Annotated in this window: 20 protein-coding genes; 11 read left to right on the top strand and 9 right to left on the bottom strand. The window is 56.5% G+C overall.

The genetic code is table 11. The features are described 5' to 3' along the window. Positions 1-89: 89 nt before the first annotated feature. The 10 genes from nqrF (at position 90) to BLR44_RS18085 (ending at position 9,901) form a co-directional block, all read left to right on the top strand. Positions 90-1,364, top strand: coding sequence for an NADH:ubiquinone reductase (Na(+)-transporting) subunit F (nqrF, locus tag BLR44_RS18130; RefSeq protein ID WP_089684618.1), 1,275 nt, complete (start codon positions 90-92; stop codon positions 1,362-1,364). A gap of 98 nt (positions 1,365-1,462) precedes the next feature. Continuing rightward, positions 1,463-2,617: a formimidoylglutamase gene (locus BLR44_RS18125; RefSeq protein WP_089684616.1), complete on the top strand. Its 1,155-nt coding sequence runs from the start codon at positions 1,463-1,465 to the stop codon at positions 2,615-2,617. Beyond that, entirely contained in the window at positions 2,614-2,844 is a 231-nt protein-coding gene (locus BLR44_RS18120; RefSeq protein WP_089684614.1) for a cytochrome b5 domain-containing protein, read from the top strand. The genes BLR44_RS18125 and BLR44_RS18120 overlap by 4 nt, the downstream gene beginning before the upstream one ends. A gap of 124 nt (positions 2,845-2,968) precedes the next feature. Further along, complete coding sequence (locus BLR44_RS18115; protein WP_089684611.1) at positions 2,969-3,415, top strand: MaoC family dehydratase; 447 nt, start codon at positions 2,969-2,971, stop codon at positions 3,413-3,415. A 2-nt stretch (positions 3,416-3,417) separates the two neighbouring features. Continuing rightward, a complete protein-coding gene (locus tag BLR44_RS18110) occupies positions 3,418-4,575 on the top strand; it encodes an ABC transporter substrate-binding protein (protein WP_089684609.1) in 1,158 nt (385 codons plus the stop codon). Positions 4,576-4,586: 11 nt separating this feature from the next. Further along, the gene (locus tag BLR44_RS18105) at positions 4,587-5,732 is read left to right on the top strand and encodes a CaiB/BaiF CoA transferase family protein (RefSeq protein ID WP_089684735.1); all 1,146 of its coding nucleotides are present in this window, start codon (positions 4,587-4,589) and stop codon (positions 5,730-5,732) included. A gap of 5 nt (positions 5,733-5,737) precedes the next feature. Further along, positions 5,738-6,883 (top strand): CaiB/BaiF CoA transferase family protein, encoded by a 1,146-nt coding sequence (locus BLR44_RS18100; RefSeq protein ID WP_089684608.1) that lies wholly within the window; start codon positions 5,738-5,740, stop codon positions 6,881-6,883. 2 nt (positions 6,884-6,885) lie between these two features. Further along, positions 6,886-7,731: an amidohydrolase family protein gene (locus BLR44_RS18095; RefSeq protein ID WP_089684606.1), complete on the top strand. Its 846-nt coding sequence runs from the start codon at positions 6,886-6,888 to the stop codon at positions 7,729-7,731. A gap of 32 nt (positions 7,732-7,763) precedes the next feature. Continuing rightward, entirely contained in the window at positions 7,764-8,801 is a 1,038-nt protein-coding gene (locus tag BLR44_RS18090; protein ID WP_089684604.1) for an L-rhamnose/proton symporter RhaT, read from the top strand. A gap of 20 nt (positions 8,802-8,821) precedes the next feature. Next, positions 8,822-9,901: a Gfo/Idh/MocA family protein gene (locus BLR44_RS18085; RefSeq protein ID WP_089684602.1), complete on the top strand. Its 1,080-nt coding sequence runs from the start codon at positions 8,822-8,824 to the stop codon at positions 9,899-9,901. A 97-nt stretch (positions 9,902-9,998) separates the two neighbouring features. On the opposite strand, the gene BLR44_RS18080 is transcribed toward BLR44_RS18085, so the two are convergent. From BLR44_RS18080 to BLR44_RS18050, 7 genes are all read right to left on the bottom strand, one after another. Further along, a complete protein-coding gene (locus BLR44_RS18080) occupies positions 9,999-10,490 on the bottom strand; it encodes a GNAT family N-acetyltransferase (protein ID WP_089684600.1) in 492 nt (163 codons plus the stop codon). 37 nt (positions 10,491-10,527) lie between these two features. Further along, on the bottom strand, positions 10,528-11,196 hold the full coding sequence (locus BLR44_RS18075) for a LamG domain-containing protein (protein WP_089684734.1): 669 nt from the start codon (positions 11,194-11,196) through the stop codon (positions 10,528-10,530). A 341-nt stretch (positions 11,197-11,537) separates the two neighbouring features. Then, on the bottom strand, positions 11,538-11,801 hold the full coding sequence (locus BLR44_RS29320; protein WP_317042800.1) for a transposase: 264 nt from the start codon (positions 11,799-11,801) through the stop codon (positions 11,538-11,540). 274 nt (positions 11,802-12,075) lie between these two features. Continuing rightward, positions 12,076-14,490 (bottom strand): ribonucleoside-diphosphate reductase subunit alpha, encoded by a 2,415-nt coding sequence (locus BLR44_RS18065; RefSeq protein ID WP_089684598.1) that lies wholly within the window; start codon positions 14,488-14,490, stop codon positions 12,076-12,078. A gap of 155 nt (positions 14,491-14,645) precedes the next feature. Further along, positions 14,646-15,635 (bottom strand): ribonucleoside-diphosphate reductase small subunit, encoded by a 990-nt coding sequence (locus BLR44_RS18060; RefSeq protein ID WP_089684596.1) that lies wholly within the window; start codon positions 15,633-15,635, stop codon positions 14,646-14,648. Between the two features lie 336 nt (positions 15,636-15,971). Then, entirely contained in the window at positions 15,972-16,124 is a 153-nt protein-coding gene (locus BLR44_RS18055; RefSeq protein ID WP_089684594.1) for a DUF2256 domain-containing protein, read from the bottom strand. A gap of 47 nt (positions 16,125-16,171) precedes the next feature. After that, positions 16,172-18,214, bottom strand: coding sequence for a mechanosensitive ion channel family protein (locus BLR44_RS18050; protein WP_089684592.1), 2,043 nt, complete (start codon positions 18,212-18,214; stop codon positions 16,172-16,174). A 323-nt stretch (positions 18,215-18,537) separates the two neighbouring features. On the opposite strand from BLR44_RS18050, the gene BLR44_RS18045 reads away from it, so the two are divergent. After that, positions 18,538-18,885 carry an RNA recognition motif domain-containing protein gene (locus BLR44_RS18045; RefSeq protein ID WP_089684590.1) on the top strand — a complete coding sequence of 116 codons (348 nt, stop codon included), beginning with the start codon at positions 18,538-18,540 and terminating at the stop codon, positions 18,883-18,885. An 82-nt stretch (positions 18,886-18,967) separates the two neighbouring features. Here the strand turns inward: BLR44_RS18045 and feoB are convergent, their stop codons facing one another. Together feoB and BLR44_RS18035 are read right to left on the bottom strand one after the other, a co-directional pair. Beyond that, positions 18,968-21,142 carry a ferrous iron transport protein B gene (gene feoB, locus BLR44_RS18040; RefSeq protein WP_089684588.1) on the bottom strand — a complete coding sequence of 725 codons (2,175 nt, stop codon included), beginning with the start codon at positions 21,140-21,142 and terminating at the stop codon, positions 18,968-18,970. Beyond that, entirely contained in the window at positions 21,139-21,366 is a 228-nt protein-coding gene (locus BLR44_RS18035) for a FeoA family protein (RefSeq protein WP_089684587.1), read from the bottom strand. The genes feoB and BLR44_RS18035 overlap by 4 nt, the downstream gene beginning before the upstream one ends. Positions 21,367-21,469 lie beyond the last annotated feature (103 nt).

The following is a 21,469-nucleotide window of genomic DNA, read 5'->3' as shown; positions in this document are numbered from 1 at the left end:
TCAACCGTAAAAACTAGTTTCCGAAACCCCATTGGAAAGGTTTCTCATTTATATTTGCACCGCGAAAGTAAACTGAACCCAAAGCAAAAATGAATTCTGCAGTAATTGTCTCGGCGATCGTTGCCTTTACGCTGGTAATCCTCCTGCTGGTGGTGATCCTGCTGGTAGCGCAGTCGAAACTGGTACAGAGTGGTGATGTGAAGATCTTCATCAACGGTGACGAATCGAAACCCATTGTGACGTCCGCCGGTTCTTCGCTCCTCTCCACCCTGGCCTCCCAAAAGATCTTTCTCCCCTCCGCCTGCGGGGGTGGTGGTACGTGTGCCATGTGCAAATGCGTGGTGGAAGACGGGGGCGGCGATGTGCTACCCACCGAACTGGGCCACCTGAGCCGCACCGAACAGAAAGGCAACGTGCGCCTCTCGTGCCAGGTGAAGGTGAAACAGGACATGCACATCCGCATTCCGGAAGAAATCTTTGGCATTAAGAAATGGGAGTGCGAGGTCATCTCGAACTACAACGTAGCGACCTTCATCAAGGAGTTTGTGGTAAAACTGCCGGAAGGCGAGTTCCTGAACTTTGAATCAGGAGGTTACATCCAGATCGACGTGCCGGCCATTGAGGTAGAATTCAAAGGCATGGACATTACGCCGAAGCCCGAGTTGAACCGCCCCGCCGATGCCTACCAGCCCGACTGGGACAAGTTCAATATGTGGGATCTGAAGATGAAAAACCCCGAGCCGATTTTCCGGGCCTATTCGATGGCCAACCACCCGGCCGAAGGGAACATCATCATGCTGAACATCCGGATTGCCACGCCGCCGTGGGACCGCGCTAACAACAAGTTTATGGACGTGAATCCGGGGATCTGTTCATCGTACGTCTTCAGCCGCAAGCTGGGCGATAAAGTGACGATTTCCGGTCCTTACGGAGAATTCCACATCAACCCGACCGACCGCGAGATGGTGTATGTGGGTGGTGGTGCCGGTATGGCGCCGCTGCGTTCGCAGATCTTCCACCTGTTCCATACCGAAAAGACCAACCGCAAAGTGTCGTACTGGTACGGCGGGCGTTCGGTGCGCGAACTGTTCTACACGGAGCACTTCCGGGCCATCGAAAAAGATTTTCCGAATTTCCAGTACAACATTGCGCTTTCGGAGCCGCTGCCCGAGGACAACTGGACCGGCTACAAAGGCTTTATTCACCAGGTTCTTTACGACAACTACCTGAAGAATCACCCCGAGCCGGAAGATATCGAATATTACCTGTGTGGACCGCCCATGATGAACGCCGCCGTGCTGAAAATGCTCGACGACCTGGGCGTACCGTCCGAAAACATTCGCTTTGACGACTTCGGCGGTTAATTCCAACAACACGTTTTTAGAAAGGGAGACTCATCAGTCTCCCTTTTTTTATGGCATACAGCCCCATCTCTAGCCAGTAATTCGCAATTTTGGCTTCTATGAGCATTAGTATCTTTTTCGATCCCGTCGAAGAATACCTCCTGGACGAAGTGCGTGACCTCTACGCCGTCCGCCATCAGATCACCATCAACACGGGCATGCCGTTCCCCGAATGGACCGACGCCGACCTTGCCGTAATCGGCCTGACGGAAGAACGCGGCACGCTCAACAACTTCGGCGCCACCGGAGCGGCCGAGGCCGTACGGCGGGAGTGGTACAAGCTCAAGAAAGGGCGGGGCCGATACCGGATTGTGGACTTAGGCAACCTGCGCAACGGACGCAATCGGGCCGAAACGCTCCACCGTTTGCGGGAGGTCTGCAGCACGCTGCTGCAGCACAACGTCCTGGTGATGCTGATCGGCGGGACGCACGACCTGCAACTGGGCGCCTATCAGGCTTACGAAGACCTTAACCGACGCATTACGGTTTTCAATGTGGATTCGCACGTCGACCTGGAAGCCGACGAAGCTGTATTCGGTGCCAGTCGTACGCACCTGCACGACTTGTTTGCGCACCAGCCGAACTACCTCTTCAACTTTATCCACGCGGGGCATCAGACGTACTTTATCGACGATCAGATGCTGAGTACGCTGGAAAAATTGCACTTCGATCTGTTGCGGCTGGGCGCATTACGCGAAGACATGATGGAGACGGAGCCCTACATCCGCGAAGCCGACATGTTTAGCTTCGACCTGAGTGCCATTCGGCAACGCGATGCGCCCGGTAACGCCAATGCTGCCGCCTTTGGCCTGACTGCCGAAGAAGCTTGCCAGCTTTGCTGGTACGCCGGCATGAGCAACCACCTTTCGCTAGCCGGATTTTACGAGTACAATCCCGAACTGGACGCTGAAGACCAAACCGCCCACGTGGTCGCGGTGATGCTCTGGTACCTGGTCGAAGGCTTTTACCACCGCAAGCCCGAACGGGATTTTCGCAACGGACAGTTTGTTCGTTACACGGTACCGACCCCTTCCAGTTCGCAGGAGCTGACGTTCTACAAAAGCAAACTTTCAGACCGCTGGTGGCTGGAGGTGCCCCGCCCGCACGATCCCGGCTCGGTCTACTACGTACCGTGCAGTTACCGCGATTACGACGACGCCTGCAAAGGCATGATGCCCGACCGTTGGCTCAACACGCAGGCACGCCTGATATGAAAGAATACACCCGCGCCCAGTTGGCCCTGCGCAATGGACAGGATCGCCCCGAAATCTGGTGTGCGTACCAGGGCGACATCTACGACGTGAGCCGCTCGCGTCTCTGGCGCAACGGGCAGCATTACGAACACTGGGCCGGCCAGGACCTGACGCCGGAGTTGAAAGACGCGCCACACAACGCCAATGTATTCGACAAGTTCGAGATCGTCGGCAGGCTGAAAGCATAGTTTCGGTGCCGCAGGCAAGAAAAAAGGACGCCAGAGGGTATAAATCCTCATTTCCGTTCTTTTTCGGGGTAGACCGGGCGCGAGCTGTCGGCTGGCCCGCCCCTACGCACTACACCGATTTTCCATGTTTGTCAAAAAGTATTTCGAAGAATTTTCGCTGGAGGAAGTCCGGGAAACCATCGGACGCACCATCACCGAAACCGATATTGTCATGCACGCCGGTCAGACCGGCGACTTTTTTCCACACCACATGGACGCCGAGTGGTGCAAAACCCAACCTTTTCAGCGACGCATTGCCCACGGTACGCTGATTTTCAGCGTCGCGGTCGGCATGACGGCCAGTTTCATCAACGAAGTAGCGATGACCTACGGCTACGAACGGTTGCGTTTCACCAAACCGGTGTTCATCGGCGATACCATTAAAGTAAAAGTGTCCATCAAAGAGATGAAGGACCACCACAAACGCCCGGATTACGGACTGGTGACCGAACTGGTCGAAGTGTTCAACCAACACGGGGAGCTGGTCATGCTCTGCGAACACATTCTGCTCACCCAAAAGCGACCGGCGTAATCATGGCGACGATTCAACTCAAGGGCATTACCTGGGGGCATAGCCGTGGCTATACGCCACTGGGCGCCTTCTCACAGCGTTTTTCGGAATTGCACCCGGACGTAGAAATCACCTGGAAACAGCGAACGCTCCAGGAATTCGCTGACTTTCCTATCGAAAAGCTGACCGAGCGCTACGATCTGCTGATCATCGACCATCCGTGGGTCGGCTGTGCGGATGCGACGCGCTGCGTCCTGCCGCTGGATGAACATTTGTCGGAGGCATACCTGGACGATCAAGCACAAAACTCCGTCGGGAACTCGCACCGGAGTTACCAGTACGGCGGTCACCAGTGGGGCCTGGCCATCGACGCGGCAACCCCCGTTGCCAGCTACCGCGCCGATCTGTTCGAACAGCACCAGGCCGAAGTGCCGACCACGTGGGACGCTTTGCTCGAACTCGCCAGTCGGGGCAACGTGGCGGTGCCAGCCATTCCGATTGATCTGCTGATGAACTTTTACATGTTCTGCCTGGCGCATGGCAAAACGCCTTTTAGTTCGGAAGAGGAAGTGATCGATGCGGAGACAGGACTTCAGGTGCTGGACACGATGGGCGATCTGTATGGTCGGGTCGACAAAACATTTTTCTCCAGAAATCCGATTGCGGTGGCCGAAGTCATGACCCGTACGGACGACTACTGGTACTGCCCGTTTGCGTATGGCTATTCGAATTATTCCCGCACCGGCTATGCCGCTCAGTTGCTGACCTACGGGGATCTGGTCGATTTCCGACCGGGCGAAAAGCTCCGTAGTACGCTGGGTGGGACCGGGTTGGCCGTTTCCGCTTTCAGTGCCCATCCGGAATGGGCCGTCCGCTTCGCAGAGGCGATTGTGTCGGGTCCGTGTCAATCGACGTTCTACGTGGAACATGGCGGACAGCCCGGCCACCGCGCCGCCTGGACGAGTGAGTCGGCCAATCAACTGACGCATCAGTTTTTCCGCAGTACGCTGCCTGCTCTGGATCGCGCCTTCACGCGCCCTCGCTACAACGGGTACCTCCATTTTCAGGATCACGCGGGCGATCCGCTGCATCGCTATTTAAAAGAGGGCGGCTCGCCGGAGCGGGTGCTTCAGGAAATCAATCAGCTGTACCGCGAAAGCCGGAAGAACGCCAAGGCCTAATGCCCACTGCCATGAACCATCCGTTGCAAGGGCTTCTGGTCCTCGAATTTTGCCAGTATCTCTCCGGTCCTTCGGCGAGTTTGCGGCTGGCCGATCTGGGTGCGCGGGTCATCAAAATCGAGAATCCGAAAGGTGGCGACGGTTGCCGCCGTCTGGCGATCAAGAACTTGTGGGTCGACGATAATTCGCTGCTGTTTCACACGATCAACCGCAACAAAGAAAGCTTTACGGCCAACCTGAAATCGCCGGAGGATGTCGCGGTGGTGCATCAACTCATCCAAAAAGCCGATGTGCTGATCCATAATTTCCGGCCGGGCGTCATGGAGAAGATCGGGCTGGATTACGCGGCTGCGCAGCAACTCAATCCGCGGCTGGTCTACGCCGAAATCAGCGGTTACGGAACGGAAGGACCCTGGAAAGACAAACCCGGACAGGATCTGTTGCTGCAGGCCATGAGCGGCCTGGCCCACACCACCGGCAACGCCGACGATCCGCCCGTTCCGTTCGGATTGGCTATCGCCGACATTTTGTGCGGAGCGCAACTGGTGCAGGGCGTACTGGCCGCGCTGATCCGACGTCACAAAACCGGCACCGGCGCACGCATCGAATTGAGCATGCTGGAATCGCTCCTGGATTTTCAGTTCGAACTCTTGACGACTTACTACGCTAGCGGACAACTGCCGCAGCGATCTGCTCTGAGCAACGGCCATACCCTGCTGGGTGCGCCCTACGGACTGCACGCCACCGCCGACGGGTACCTCGCCGTGGCGATGGTTCCGTTGCAAAAGCTGGCCGAGGTGCTGGAAAGCGAAGCCCTTCAAGCCTTTTCTCAAGAAGAAGCCTTTCGGCGGCGGGACGACATCAAACGGACGCTGGCCGCGCACCTGAAGCAACGCCCTTCAGCCTTCTGGATGGAGAAGTTTCGGGCGGCGGACCTCTGGGCGGTGGAAGTGCTCGACTGGCAACAACTCGCCGAACACGCCGGCTTTCTGGCCCTGGACATGGTACAGACGCTACAAGCCGCAGGTCGGGACATTCGCACCACGCGCTGCCCCATCCGCTTCAACGGCCACACGTTGACGTCGGATCGACCGGCGCCCGCACTGGGCGGCGACCGGGACCGTATTCTCCAGGAACTGAACACTCCCCCAAACTAACGCCCATGCCACTCCTCGAAGATCTTCTTGTCGTAGACTTCAGTCAGTTTCTGTCGGGACCGTCCGCGAGTCTGCGGCTGTCCGATCTGGGCGCGCGGGTCATCAAAATTGAGAAGGCGGGTTCCGGCGACATCTGCCGTCAACTGTACGTCTCCGATGTGCGCATCGAGGGTGAATCGACCATCTTCCACGCCATCAACCGCAACAAAGAAAGCTATACCGCCGATCTGAAAAATCCGGCTGATCTGGCGCGCATCCAGCAACTGCTGCAACAGGCCGATGTGATGCTCCACAACTTCCGGCCGGGTGTCATCGAACGGCTGGGTCTGGATTACCCGACGGTGAAAGCCCTCAACCCACAGCTCGTCTACGGTGAAATCAGCGGCTATGGCGAAACCGGACCGTGGCGCGATAAGCCGGGACAAGATCTGCTGCTGCAAGCAATTTCCGGATTGACGTGGCTCAGTCACGATCAAACGGCTCCTCCTACCCCGATGGGCGTGGCCGTCGCCGATATTCTGGCGGGGACGCACCTGGCACAGGGTGTGCTGGCGGCGCTTTACCAACGGGCCATCTCCAACGAAGGGGCGTTGGTGCAAGTCAGTATGCTGGAAAGTGCGCTGGATTTTCAGTTCGAAGTGTTTACCTGTTTCCTGAACGACGGCCATCAACTTCCCGAGCGGAGCGCGGTGCACAACGCGCAGGCCTACGTCGCCGCGCCCTACGGCATTTACCCGACGACCGACGGGCACCTGGCCCTCGCGATGGCGAACATCCTGACGCTGGGTGAGTTACTGGACTGCCCGCCGCTGGCACCCTTCACCGATCCTGCCGCCTGGTTCGACCGACGCGACGAGATCAAACAAATCCTGGCCGACCATCTGCTTACCCGCTCAACCGATCACTGGCTCGGGATTCTGGAACCCGCCGACATTTGGTGCGCGCGCGTGTTGAATTACGAGCAACTGCGCCAGACGGAAGGCTACCGCCAACTGGGCATGGAGATGGAAGTACGCACTACGCAGGGACAGCGCATCACCACCACCCGCTGCCCGCTCCGCATCGACGGCGAACGGCTGCACAGCGAACGGGGCGCGCCGGGACTGGGCGAACACAACGCCCACATCAACCAAGAATTCAACCTACACTGACCATGCACCTGATCGATACGCACGTACACATCTGGGACCTGGAAAACCTGCGCTACACGTGGCTGGAAGGCAACACAACGCTGCTGAACCGTACGTACCGGATCGAAGAACTGGCCGAACCACGCGTGGAAGCGGGTGTCACCGGAGGTGTGCTCGTGCAGGCGGCCAATACGTTCGAAGACACGGACTTGATGCTGGAAACCGCCGCCCAAACCGACTGGATCGAAGGCGTGGTGGGATGGGTACCGTTGTTGGACCCGAGGCAGACGGAGCAAGCCCTGGAGCGCTACCTGCAACATCCCTATTTCAAAGGGGTGCGTCACCTGATCCACGACGAGCCCGATCCGCAATGGCTCCTGCAACCGACGGTGCTGGAAAGTTTGCAACTGCTGGCGGACCGCAACGTGCCGTACGACGTCGTGGGCGTATTGCCGGAGCATATCGAAACCGCATTACAGGTGGCAGAGAAAATACCGTCTCTCCGCATGGTGTTCGATCACCTAAACCAACCGCCCATCGCCACCGGCGAGACCTACGGACGCTGGGGCGAGTTGATGCAAGAGGCGGCCCAGCACGATGGGTTCTACGCGAAAATTTCCGGACTCGGTACGACGTCAGGCAAATTGTACGATTGGACGGCCGACGACCTGGAACCGTACGTTGCTTTTGCCATTGAGCATTTCGGGACGGAGCGCTGTTTCTGCGGCGGCGACTGGCCCGTCTCCCTCCTCGCCGAAAGTTATGTCCACACTTGGCAAGCCTACCAGCAACTACTGCAATCCCTGCTCGACGAGGCGGCACAGGCCCAGGTCTTTCACCTCAACGCCCGCCAGTTTTATCGCCTCTAATCCACCCGTCCACCAACTCATTAACCCACTACATGAGCGTCGTTACCGGAGTTCTTTTACACGCCACAGGGGCCTCGTTTGCCGCCCTTTGCTATACGCCCCAAAAGAAAGTCGTGCAATGGTCGTGGCAGACCTACTGGCTTGCGCAGGCGTTGGTATGTTGGCTCCTCTTGCCCATTCTGGTCGCATTTCTGACCATCCCACACCTGACCGAAGTCCTACACGAAGCACCGGCCAGCGCCATGTGGAAATCGTTTGGGTTGGGCATCGCCTATGGCGTCGGGGGAACGGCGTTCGGCCTGGCGATCCGGTACGTTGGTTATTCGCTGACCTACGCCATCTCCATCGGGATTTCGTGTGTGCTGGGTACCTTGTTGCCACCGTTTGTGCGGGGCGAATTGGGTACCGTCCTTTCGGCCCACGGGGCGGGATGGATTATCATCGGGATGTGTTTGGGAGTCGTCGGCATTGCGTTGTGCGGCGTGGCCGGACGTTTCAAGGAACTGGACCTCGCCCAGGAAGCTGCCGCCGACACCACGTTCTCGCTTTCCAAAGGGCTGCCGCTTTGCCTGCTGGCGGGGGTTCTGTCGGCGCTCTACGGCTTCTCGCTCGACCAGGGGCAACCCATCGCCGACGTGGCGGCGAAGTATGGAGCGGGTGATTTTCAGGGCAATGTGATTTACCTGTTCTCGAATACCGGTGCATTTCTCACCACGCTGGTCTACTGCCTCTACCTGCACCAGAAGCAACGCACCTTTGGGGAGTACACCCGCGTTCCGGCTACCGGTTCGGCCCTCACCTTCAATTACGCGCTGTCGATCCTGACCGGCCTTCTCTGGTACTCCCAGTTCTTTTTCTACGGCCTCGGCCACGTCCGCATGGGCAATTACAAATTCACCAGTTGGGCCGTTCACATGATCATGCTGGTACTGTTCAGCAACATCGCCGGACTGCTGATGAAAGAGTGGGCCGCCGCGCGCGGAAAAACAATCGGCGCCCTCGCTGGAGCGCTGGCTGTGTTGGTGGTCGCCGTGCTGGCCCTCACCTACGGCAACTACATCGCAAGCTGAACTCCGTTACGTCTTTTGCTATGCCCTATTCCGCTTCTCTCCTTCTACCGCAATCGCCGCGCCCCATCGTCATCATCGGAGCCGGGGGCATTGTTCACGATGCGCACCTCCCGGCGTACCGGATCGCCGGTTTCGACGTGATCGGCATTTTCGATCTAAACCGGGAAAAAGCCCAGGCGCTGGCCGATCAGTTTCAGATTCTCCACATCTACGAAAGTCTGGCGCAACTCGTGCAGGACGTACCGGAAGACGTGGTGTTCGATGTGGCCGTGCCCGGCAGTGCCGTTCTTCGTGTCCTGGAACAATTGCCCGACGGCGCGTCGGTCCTGATTCAGAAGCCGATGGGAGAAGACTACGCAGCGGCGAAAGCCATTCTGGCCCTTACGCGCGCCAAGCGGATGAATGCCGGAATCAATTTTCAGTTGCGGTACGCGCCGTTCGTGCAGGTGGCCCGCCAGATGCTCGACGAAGGCCTTATCGGGGAGCTTTGCGACCTCGAAGTCAATGTCAACGTCTACACGCCCTGGCACCTGTGGGACTTTTTGTTCACCGCGCCACGTGTCGAAATTCTCTACCACAGCATTCATTACTTAGACCTGATCCGCTCGTTCCTCGGAAATCCCGAACGGCTGTATGCGAAAACCACCAAACATCCCGCCATGGCAGAACTAGCCTCGGTACGCACGACGATGATTCTCGATTATGGCGAATGGCAGCGGGCCAACATCCTGACCAACCACGCGCATCAATTCGGGCTGCACCACCAGCATTCGTATATTAAATTCGAGGGCACAAAGGGAGCGATTCGCATCAAACTCGGTTTGTTGATGAATTATCCCGAAGGTGTTTCGGATGCGTTTGAGTACGTCGTGCTGGAAGAGGGCAAAGCGCCCACGTGGCAAACGCTCGACATCGAAGGAAGTTGGTTTCCGCATGCGTTTATCGGCAGCATGGCGCAGGTGATGCGCGCGGCGGAAGGCAGTATCGAACGGCCCGACAACTCGGTAGAAGATTGCATCGACACGATGGCCTGTGTAGAAGCCGCTCATCAGTCGAGTGCGCATGGCGGCGTCTCGTTACATGACTATCTTCAGCATTGAGGGGGCTGGGTTGCACTACCAGTCATCGAACGGCCTCAGAAGCGGCTTGCCAGCCGTCCGGTGACAAAGCCAGGCTTTTATTCCATGGCTTTCTCCATTACAACGCTAGGAGCATCCAGAGATCGCAGCCGTTGTGTCCCGTCTGTCCCAGAGGCTGATCCAGGTACTGAAAGCCATAGCGCTCGTAAAGTTGGACGCCCTTGTGCAGTTGCGGCAGCGACTCCAGGTAACATTGGCGGTAGCCCGCCGCCCGCGCAAATGCCAGACACCGGTCCATGAGTTCGCGTCCCCAACCCTGCCCACGCCCTTCTGGCAACAAATACAATTTTTGCAATTCGCACACGTCCGTTCCTGCTCCTTCCAACGGTCCAATGCCGCCCCCACCGACCAACTTCCCGTCTCGTTCGAGGACAAAGTAGGCCGCCCGCGGTTGCTGATAATAGTCGTACAGATGATCGATGGCCGGATCGAAAAAAGCCGTACCGGGCAGGTTGGCCCCAAACTCCGTGAGCACGGTGCGGATCACGGCCGCCACCGCCGGATTGTCCGCCGGCTGGATTTCCCGGAGGCGAAGTTCATTCGTAGACATGGCCGGAAAAGTAAAACGTGCCGTGATGTTTTGAGCACTACAAGGGCATAAAATCCTCGGGTTTCAGCACGGCGTTGGTCACACGGATTTTGGCAATGGTGCCGTTGAAGTAACTGCGGAAATTCATCCGGGCGCCGAGTGAGGTCTTTCCGTTTAGTACCGGAATGGGATCGTACCGCACCGCTCCCGACAGTTCCGGCTGGTGGTTGACATACGTGGTAAACACGGAATCTTGATAACTCACCGCAACGTGCATCCACGCCTCGGTGGGGTGTATCAGGGTCGAATCGATCAGTGCCAAATCTTCGGTCGTGGCTTTCAGAAAGCCGTCGAAATACCACTGATGCTGATCGTTTAAGCGGATTTCCATGAGCAGTCGGCTCACCGATTCGCTCGATTCGATGTGGAAAAAGCGCGGCGCAGCATTTTCTGGAAACACGTCATTTGGCTTCATGAGCGCCTCAATCGTAAATTCCGAATACTCCTTTAAAGGCGAAGCGTCGACAATAAGCTGGTCTTCTATACCATCGAAGGCGATACCTTTGCCGTAGGGCGTCTCGACCACCTTCGGATTACCGTAGATTTCCACGGCATGCCCTCCGATCTGCTCCAGGTTATCCAGTTGCCAAGTGGTGGATTCATGCTGTGTGCCACAGGCGATACATCCGAAAAGTACAAAAAGAGAAAGGGTGGCTATTTTCAACATGGTGGGTGATGAGGTTCTTGTTGTACAAGAAGGATTTCCCACTGATTCATACCCGTTTACGCGACGAACTGCAACGGGGAGTAATCCTTTGGTGCCAGCGTAGTCGCAAGCACTGGAATACAGGTACGCTTCGGGCTCCCCCACGAACCCGGCCGCGACAGGATTTCGGTGGAGGTAGTCCAGTTTCTGTTGCATCATCTCATTCGAACTCAGCTCCAAAGGGTGATTGTGCTGTTGCCCGAATTGGTAGGTCCGGTTATTGCCGTTTCGTTCGCCGGCTCGCCGCATCATCCACAGCATCCATTCCCTCCGGCTCTCCTGTGGATTCCCTTCAATCGCTTTCAGATCGCTTTGGCCGTATGCCGCTTCAGGTCGCGCAAAATGTCTTCCAGCCGCTCCCCCATCGTCCTGGTGATCAGATGTACGTGGCTGGTCATGATGCACCACGCGTAGACTTCCAATCCCTTATGGTTTATACAATACCGCAGGCTCGCCACCACGATGTCTTTGTACTCCCGCCGCACAAACACGTCGATCCAGTTCACCACAGAAAACGTCACGAAATACAGCTTCTCCTGATCACGAAATTTATAGTTGCGACTCATGCCAATAAGATAGCCATTGCTTTCTTTCCATCCTTGTCCTGTTCTCCTACCGCACTCTGCTACCGCAAGCTTGTAGGAAAAATTATGCATGCCTCCGCGGCTCGGTTTTCAACATGCGCACGTTAAAAACGTGCAACAATGGTAACCACAAGTTACGCTTTGCTTCGCGCCGCTAAATTTGCGGTAGTGGTGAAACGAACCCCGATCCGCATAAGCAAAAACGCCGCCCCTTTTGAGGGAGCGGCGTTTTTTTGAATACATACGTTTTTATGGGTTACGACCCGCAGGAAATGCAACCGTCTGGATCGTCGAGCGAGCATTGCATGTCGGAAGCTTTCTGGGCCTGGATCTCGTTGACCCCGGCGGCCACTGGCTGCGCAACTTTCTTCTTGACATCCGGTACGGCGATGGCGCTCTTGTCGACGGTGAATTTGATCGCGTCGGTAGCGGCTTTCGTACGGAGGTAGTACATGCCCGTTTTCAGGCCCTTGCGCCACGCGTAGAAGTGCATGGACGTCAGTTTGCCGAAGTTGGGGTCCTGGATGTGGATGTTGAGGCTCTGCGACTGGCAGATGAACGCGCCCCGGTCGGCGGCCATGTCGAGGATGGTCCGCTGGCTGATTTCCCACACCGTTTTGTACAGGTCCTTGACGTGCTGAGGCACGGGCAGGTGCTGCACCGAGCCGTTGGCTTCGATCAGCATGTTTTTCATCTGCTCGTTCCAGAGGCCCAGCTCCACGAGGTCGCGCAGCAGGTGCTTGTTCACCACGACGAACTCGCCCGAAAGGACGCGACGGGTGTAGATGTTGCTCGTGTACGGCTCGAAGCACTCGTTGTTGCCCAGGATTTGCGACGTCGAGGCAGTCGGCATCGGAGCCAGCAGCAGCGAGTTGCGCGCGCCGTGTTCCATTACCTCTTCGCGCAGGCTATCCCAATCCCAGCGGCCCGACTCGGGCGAAACGCCCCACATGTCGAACTGGAATTCGCCTTTCGAAAGCGGCGAGCCGGGGAACGTTTCGTAGGCACCGTCTTTCTTCGCCAGATCTTTCGAGGCCGTCATGGACGCGAAGTAGATCGTCTCGAAAATGTCTTTGTTCAGTCCTTTGGCTTCGTCCGATTCGAACGGCATCTTCAGCAGGATGAAGGCATCGGCCAATCCCTGTACACCAATGCCGATCGGGCGGTGACGCATGTTGCTGCGACGTGCTTCTTCGACCGGGTAATAGTTGACGTCGATGATGCGGTTCAGGTTTTTGGTCACCTGATAGGTGACGTCGTACAGCTGCTGGTAGTCGAAATATTTCGAACCGTCCGGGCGATCGACGATGAACTTCGGCAGGGCGATGGACGCCAGGTTACACACCGCCACTTCGTCGGGCGAGGTGTATTCCATGATCTCCGTGCAGAGGTTCGACGATTTGATCGTACCCAGGTTCTTTTGGTTCGACTTGCGGTTCGCGTGGTCTTTGAACAGCATGTAAGGCGTGCCGGTCTCAGTTTGCGATTCCAGAATCTCGAACCAGAGGTCCTGCGCTTTCACCACGCGGCGGGCGCGGCCTTCGCGCTCGTACTTTTCATAGAGACGCTCGAACTCGTCGCCGTAGCAGTCAGCCAGACCGGGCGCTTCGTTCGGGCAGAACAGCGACCACTCTTCGTTGGCTTCCACGCGCTTCATAAACAGGTCGGGCGTCCAGAGGGCGTAGAAGAGATCGCGGGCGCGGAGTTCTTCTTTCCCATGGTTCTTTTTCAGATCGAGCCAATCAAAAACGTCGGCGTGCCACGGCTCCAGATAGACCGCAAACGCGCCTTTGCGCTTGCCTCCACCCTGGTCGACGTAGCGGGCCGTATCGTTGAACACCTTCAGCATCGGGATGAGCCCGTTCGAGGTGCCATTCGTACCTTTAATGTAAGAGCCCGTCGCGCGGACGTTGTGAATCGACAAACCGATTCCCCCGGCCGACTGCGAAATTTGCGCGCATTGTTTCAGCGTGTCGTAAATGCCCGGAATCGAGTCTTCCTTCATGGTCAGCAGGAAGCAGGACGAAAGCTGAGGCTTCGGCGTTCCGGCGTTGAACAGCGTCGGCGTGGCGTGTGTAAACCAGCGCTCCGACAACAGTTCGTACGTTTTGATGACCTGATCGATGTCGTTCTGGTGGATGCCCACCGCAACGCGCATCAGCATGTGTTGCGGACGCTCCACCACTTTGCCGTCCAGTTTCAGCAAGTAGCTGCGCTCCAACGTTTTGAACCCGAAAAAGTCGTACCCAAAGTCACGGTCGTAGATAATCGTCGAATCCAGAAGCACGGCGTGTTTCTTCACCACTTCGTACACCTCCCGCGAGATCAGCGACGCGTTCTCACCCGTTTTGGGGTCCACGTACTGATACAACCGCTTCATGGTGTTCGAGAACGACTTGCTGGTGGTTTTGTGCAAGTTTGATACCGCGATGCGCGCAGCCAGTAGCGCGTAGTCAGGGTGGCGGACCGTCATGGTGGCCGCCGTCTCAGCCGCCAGGTTATCCAGTTCCACCGTCGTGACACCGTCGTAGATGCCGTCGATCACTTTCATGGCTACCTCAACCGGTTTTACGTAGCGCAGGTCCAGACCGTAGCAAAGTTTTTCGATCCGAGCGGTGATCTTATCAAATTTTACTGATTCGCGTCGTCCATCGCGTTTTAGTACATACATGGGCAGCAGGTTTTATGAAAATTCATGAATGATTGTTAAAAGGCCGGCAGCACACGGCCTGGTTCGGTTGGAAGGGAAGCTACAAAAAAATCGGCCTTGTTTCGCAGCTTCTCCTTCTATTTCAACACTTTGTTGTTAAAATCTTACGCAATGGACTAGAAGTCCTCGTCGATCGAGAATTTCTTCGTGTCTTTTTCCTTTTCGTTGACGCCAGCCATCACCCCGGCCTTCTGATACTCGCCGACCCGGCGCTCGAAGAAGTTGGTTTTGCCCTGCAGCGAAATCATCTCCATGAAATCGAACGGGTTGGTGGCGTTGTAAATTTTGCCGCAGCCCAGGGCGATCAGCAGACGGTCGGCCACAAACTCGATGTACTGCGTCATCAGGTTGGAGTTCATGCCGATCAGGTTCACGGGCAGCGCGTCGGTCACAAACTCTTTTTCGATGTCGACCGCGTTGGTGATGATCTCCTTCACGCGCGCTTCGGGCAGTTTGTTGACGATGTACTCCTGGTAAATCATGCAGGCAAAATCGCAGTGCAGCCCTTCGTCGCGCGAAATCAGTTCGTTCGAGAACGACAGCCCCGGCATCAGGCCGCGCTTCTTCAGCCAGAAAATGGCGCAGAACGAGCCGGAGAAGAAGATTCCCTCGACCGCCGCGAAGGCAATCAGCCGCTCCACAAAATTTTCGGAATTGATCCAGCGCAGCGCCCATTCGCCTTTTTTCTGCACACACGGCACCGTTTCCAGCGCGTGCAGCAGATAGTCTTTCTGCTTGGCGTCTTTGATGTAGGTGTCGATCAGCAGCGAATACGTTTCGGAGTGGATGTTCTCCATCATAATCTGGAAGCCGTAGAAACATTTGGCTTCCGGGTACTGCACTTCCTGCATGAAGTTCACCGCCAGGTTCTCGTTCACAATGCCGTCCGACGCCGCGAAGAACGCCAGGACGTGCGAAATGAAGTGGCGTTCGCCGTCGTTCAGGTTTTCCCAGTCTTTCAGGTCCTGCTGCAGGTCAATCTCTTCGGCCGTCCAGAACGAAGCCTCGTGCTTCTTGTACATCTCCCAGATGTCGTGGTGTTCGATCGGAAAGAGCACGAAGCGGTCTTTGTTATCCTGCAGAATCGGTTCTTCACGTTGCGCCATGCGTTATTTTTTTTAGGTCGGTAAATAAATGTTGTCAATAGCCATCCGACCGGCAGAAAGGGATTAGGTTTCTGCCGGGGAGGCATCACTTTTTAAAGTTTTATGATCACGAAAAGTACATGAGTGCTTGTAGCCGTACTTTTCGAAATGGTTGGAAACAAATATCCGCAATACAGGGCAATTCCGAAACCGATGTGGAAAACTTAATTCGGACCCGCCGATAAACGCTGAAACGAAGGCAAGGGCCGGGAAAACGGCAATAGGCTTCCTGACTTCGCACTCGAATTGTGCTTTTCGACGACCGGCGTAGCCTGCGTAGGGGGCTGAGTCCCAGCGTCATGTTCGTGCGGCATGGCGCTCCCGGCGGCAGCGTTCGCTACAGTATTTTACGTCGTCCCAGTGGCGCTCCCATTTTTTGCGCCACGCAAAAGGACGCTGGCAAACGGGGCAGATTTTTTGCGGCAGATCTTGTTTCTGTCGGGCTTTCATGCAAGCATAACACCCGAACGGGCCAAGGGTTTGGCGTCGGGCCGCCGTTATTTTTCCGACGAAGGATTTGGGGTGCCGTTCGGCGTATGGCCGTTGGCGTGTGGTCCCTCCTCGGACGACCGGCCGTTTGGTGCCGTGGGGTGCGCTTCGTGCAGGTGGCTGATGCGGAACGGAGGTGCCTGGTACTCTTTCGGTAGGTAATCGGCGGGGATGGTGGTCATGTTGCCGTCGCGCTGGGCGCGGTAGTGCGGCGACAAAATCTCGATGCCGCGTTCGTTGAACACATCCTGGATGTTCTGAAACAACCCCGAATAGGTACGGGCCTGCTGGTGAGCATTGGCCGTATAGGCGTTGATCTGGTACGAGACGTAAAAGTCTTCCAGGCCGGTTTGCAGCACAAAAGGCGCCGGCTCTTTCAGTACGCGGTCGGTCCGTAGCGCAGCGTCGATCAGCGCCTGGTGCACGTTTTTCCAGGGTACGTCGTAGCCGATGGTGACCGTAGCGTGCAACACCAGCCCGATGTGGGCGCTCGACGTCGTGTAGTTAATCGTATGCCCCGACAGAATGGACGAGTTGGGCACCGTGATTTCTTCGTTTTTGATCGTGCGGATGCGGGTCACCAGCAGGTTTTTCTCGATCACATCGCCCGAAATCTCTCCGATCTTGATCCGGTCGCCAATGCGGAACGGCCGCATGTAAGTGATGACCATCCCGGCTACGGCGTTGCTGATGGCCGACGACGAACCGAGCGAAAACAGAATCCCCAAAAAGACCGAAACGCCCTGGAATACCGGCGAGCCCGAGCCCGGCAGGTACGGAAAGATGACGATGAACATAAAGGCGTAGAGCAGAATACGCACCAGATTGAACGTCGGCATGGCCCAGTCGGGGTGGAAGCCGGTGATCGTCAACTTGCCCGTCGCGATTTCGCGCGCCATGAACCGCACCGCCCGCACCACGTAGCGCACCACCAGGTACGTCACCAGAATGGTGAACAGGTTGGGCAGGTAGTCGATAATGCTCCAGAATATTTTGTGTACAGGTGCTAGAATCCACCCCAGCAGCAGGTTGGCCCAGCCACGGGTACTCTTGAAAATGCTGAAGATGATGGGCAATGCCAGGTACAGTGAAAGCAGGAAAAATACCGTTTTGACGGCGTTATTGAGCCACAATGACACACTGATGAGCCGCTCCTGCGACAGAAACTCGTACTCTTTGAGCTTCAGCGCAACGCCTTTTTGTTCAAGTTTCCGCTCGATGTATTTGCCCGACAGCCGGAACAGCTTGTTGAGGATAAAGAACAGCAGCAGGATGCAGACCAGCACCAGCACTACTTCGCCGACGCGCTTGATCATCTCCTGCAGGCTGTTTTCCTTGATTTCGCGCAGCACCGCCTCATCGATTTCGGCACGATACTGTTGCGCCAGCTCTTCTTTGGACATCTCCTGCCAGAGCGCATCCCAGTCCGTCATGCTCATCACGATGGTTTCGCCGTAGACCAGATCGTAGCTCGATTCGCTTTCGACGGCGTGCAGATCGTCCGACTTATACAGACCACTTTCGTACAGCCCCCGGATTTTGTGGTTGATGTTGGTGGCGCGTTCCTGGGGCGTGAAGGGCCCGATCTTCGTAAAAATGTAGAAGAGTGTATCGCCGAATGGCGCCACCGGAAACCCCTTGGTTTCCTGTTTCATGGCCTCAATGCGGTTGCGCTTTTCTACCTGCCGCAGCGAATCGTCTACCTCAATCTGGCGGATGCGTTCCTGCAATTCCCGGCGCTTCTGGTTGTCGTTGCTTTTCAGCAGCGCTAGTTCGCGTTCGAGCGCGACTTTCTGCAACGAGTCGATCATCCGCTGCTGCTCGCTTTTCTGCAGCTGCTGCGAGGCTTCGGTCAGGCGTTGGTTGAGCAGCGAATCAGCAAGCGCTGCCCCTGCTTCGCCCACAGTGGTCTCGCCGGGGGCAGGTGCCTCCGCGGCGGGCGCAGGCGTTTCGGCAGACGCATCCGGCAGGGTAATAGAATCGGTGGGTTGTTGGGCCGGCAGGGTGGTGCACACCCCCCACAGACTCAGCGCAACGAGGAAGCGTCTCATGAGAACGAACACAATAGAGGTAACTTATTAACAGTCAACGGTATGACGCACGAATATACCGATTTGGGGAGAGCATTTCGGTTAGATGTACTCCGTTCGGGCAAAAGATCTCCTTACATGGTCTTTTTTTGAAGAAAATCTTCGTCTGCAGCGCGCAAACTCACTTTTCGGTGCTGGTTTACACGCCATTTTCCCCGGTCTGAAAGTAAGATTTTAGAAAGACTGTTAATAAAACAACCTGGATTTAAAAAATAGCTCTTGCGAGTTTGCAGAAATAGCGCAAAATAAAGCTACCTTTACCCAAAATCATTTTAATTGTTAGCATGAACATTTTTGTAGGGAGCCTCCCCTTTCGGTTAGAAGAATCTGAGTTAAGAGGCTATTTCGAAGAGTACGGGGAGGTTTCTTCCGTAAAGATTATTATGGATCGCGAGACTGGTCGTAGTCGGGGGTTCGCGTTTGTGGAGATGCCCGACGACGAGGAAGCGAAACAAGCTATTAAAGAATTGAACGGCGCTGAAATAGGCGGACGTGCAATTGTCGTGAATCAATCAGAAGACAGAAGAGAAAAAAGAGGCGGCGGCGGCTTCGGCGGTGGAAACCGTGGCGGAGGCGGTGGCTTCAACAAAGGAGGCGGTGGCTTCAACCGGGGCGGCGGCTCACGGTACTAGTAGTGCCTGGCACTACGCCGTTTTCCGATAGACTTTCAATCAAGTGGCCCGCTTTGCGGGCCACTTTCTTTTCTGCCTTACCTTAGGCTAGCCACTGGTACACCAGAAAGCTCGACAGGTATGCCAGTCCGGTCATGTAGATCAACTGCAACAGCGGCCAGCGCCAACTGTTGGTTTCCTGCTTCACGACCGCCAGTGTACTCATGCACTGCATGGCGAATACGTAAAAAATCAGCAGCGAAAACGCCAGCGCGGGCGTAAACATGGGGCCGCCGGTCCGCGGGTTGATTTCGGATTTCAGCCGCGCCCGGATGGTATCTTCCTGGCTGTCGTCGGCACCGACACTGTAGATGGTCGACAGCGTGCCGACAAATACCTCACGCGCTGCAAACGACGTAATCAGTGCAATCCCGATCTTCCAGTCGAATCCCAACGGACGAATCACCGGCTCGATGGCGCGTCCCAGGTGGCCGGCGTACGACTCTTCCAACCGCCGGGAGGCGACGGCATTTTCCAGTTGTTGTTCTGGTGTGAGTTCGGTCAGGTGACCTACCTGCTGCTCCATCACCGTAGCGCCGTGTGCCGAAGGGGCGTTGGTTTCCCACGTTGCACGCACGTCCTGTTCCCCCTGGTCCATCGCATCGCCCGGCCCGTAAGAGGCCAGTACCCACAGAATGATCGAGATGGCCATGATGACCTTCCCGGCTTCCCAAACAAACGTTCGCACTTTTTGCCAGACGGTCAGGCCTACGTTCTTCCAGCGGGGCATCCGGTAGTCGGGCAGTTCCATGATGAAAAAGCTCCGTTCCCGGCTTTTCATCAACTTTTTCATGACCCAGGCCGACAGAATCGCCGCGATAAAGCCGAGTGCGTACAAACCCATCAGGGTCAGGCCCTGCAGATTCAGAAAACCCAGTACCGTTTGGCCGGGCACCACCAGGGCAATTAAAATGGTATAGACCGGGATGCGCGCCGAGCAACTCATCAGCGGCGTGACAAAGATGGTAATCAGGCGTTCCTTCTCGTTCTGGATGGTGCGCGCCGACATGATGGCCGGGATGGCACACGCCCAGCCCGAAATCAAAGGCACCAGGCTCCGGCCGCTCAGGCCAAACCGGCGCATGATCCGATCCATCAGAAAGACCACCCGCGACATGTAGCCGGTTTCTTCCAGAATGGCGATGAACAGAAACAGAATGGCGATCTGGGGTACGAAAATCAGAATCCCCCCCAGGCCGGCAATAATCCCATCGGTGAGCAGATCGGTCAGCGGCCCGGCAGGCATTGCTTGGCGTAACCCCTCGTTCAGGGCCGCAATGCCGTTGTCGATGGCATCTTGCGGATACGACGCCCACGCAAACACCGCCTGGAAAATCAGAAACAGCAGCCCGAAGAAAATGACGTATCCCCAGACCGAATGCGTCAGCACGGCATCGGCTTTTTCGCTGAACGCCTCCCCTTCCGGGATGGGTTCGCCCCGCATGGCCGTGTGCAGAATCTGCGCAATCACTTCGTAGCGCGCGATGGTCTCGCGCGACTGCTGCACGGTACTTTGAAAGCCGGTATCCTGACGCACGTCGGCCACAATTTGCCGATCGGCCTCCGACACGTGTTTCAGCCAGTCGCTGTGGTGCAGGTACAGCAGCGCCGTATAGTCGTTGGGCAGGTGCAGGAGTTGCCGCACCGACGCAACGGCTTCGGGTGCCGCCTGGCGCGCTTCGTAAAACGGCGCAAAATCGCGCGGCTTGGCCTGCAAAATGGCTTGTTTCAGTTCCTGAAGTCCCGTACCGGTCCGGCCGTTGACACGCACCACCGGCATGCCAAAATCGCGCTCGAGCTGCGCCACATCCACCGTCAGTCCTATTTTATCGGCCAGGTCGGTCATGTTCAGCGCCAGCACGACCGGTAGTCCCAGGTCGCGGACCTGTGTAAACAGCAGCAGATGGCGTTTCAGGTTGGTGAGGTCGGCAACGACCACGACCACGTCGGGGTAATCGCGCGATTGCGGATTGCTGAGGGTTTCGAACACAATCCGCTCTTCGGGCGATTTCGGGTAGAGGCTGTAGGTGCCGGGCAAGTCGACAAGGGTCACTTTGTCGTCCGGCGTGAGGGCACACCGACCAGCTTTGCGTTCTACCGTAACGCCAGGAAAATTTCCGACTTTTTGTTGTAAACCGGTGAGGTGATTGAACAAAGACGATTTGCCCGCATTGGGGTTGCCCAACAGCGCTACCGTCTGCACTCGCTGCGCAATCATACGTCCAAAAGAATAGTCGCGGCTTCGTCTTTCCGGATGGAAATGTGGTAGTCTTGAACGCGCAAATAAAGCGGGCAACCCAGCGGGGCTTTGCGGCAGAGTGTCACCTGGCTCCCCGGTAAGCAACCCATTTCCAGCAGCTTAAGCGAAAGTGGCTCGTCGCAAAACGAACAAACTTTCGCACTTTCTCCTACTTGCAGATCGGCTACACTACGAGGGCGCATCGCTTATTTAGACTAATTTTAAAGACGTGCAAGTTAGAGCGCGCGCTTCAAAAAAACAATGTTCGATGTCATCAAAAAATTATGGTACATCGGGCGGGGCGCT

This window comes from Catalinimonas alkaloidigena (assembly GCF_900100765.1).
Classification (GTDB): Bacteria; Bacteroidota; Bacteroidia; order Cytophagales; family Flexibacteraceae; genus Mooreia; species Mooreia alkaloidigena.
The sequence above is the reverse complement of the archived record's forward strand: the minus strand, read 5'-3'. Positions and strand labels throughout refer to the sequence as shown.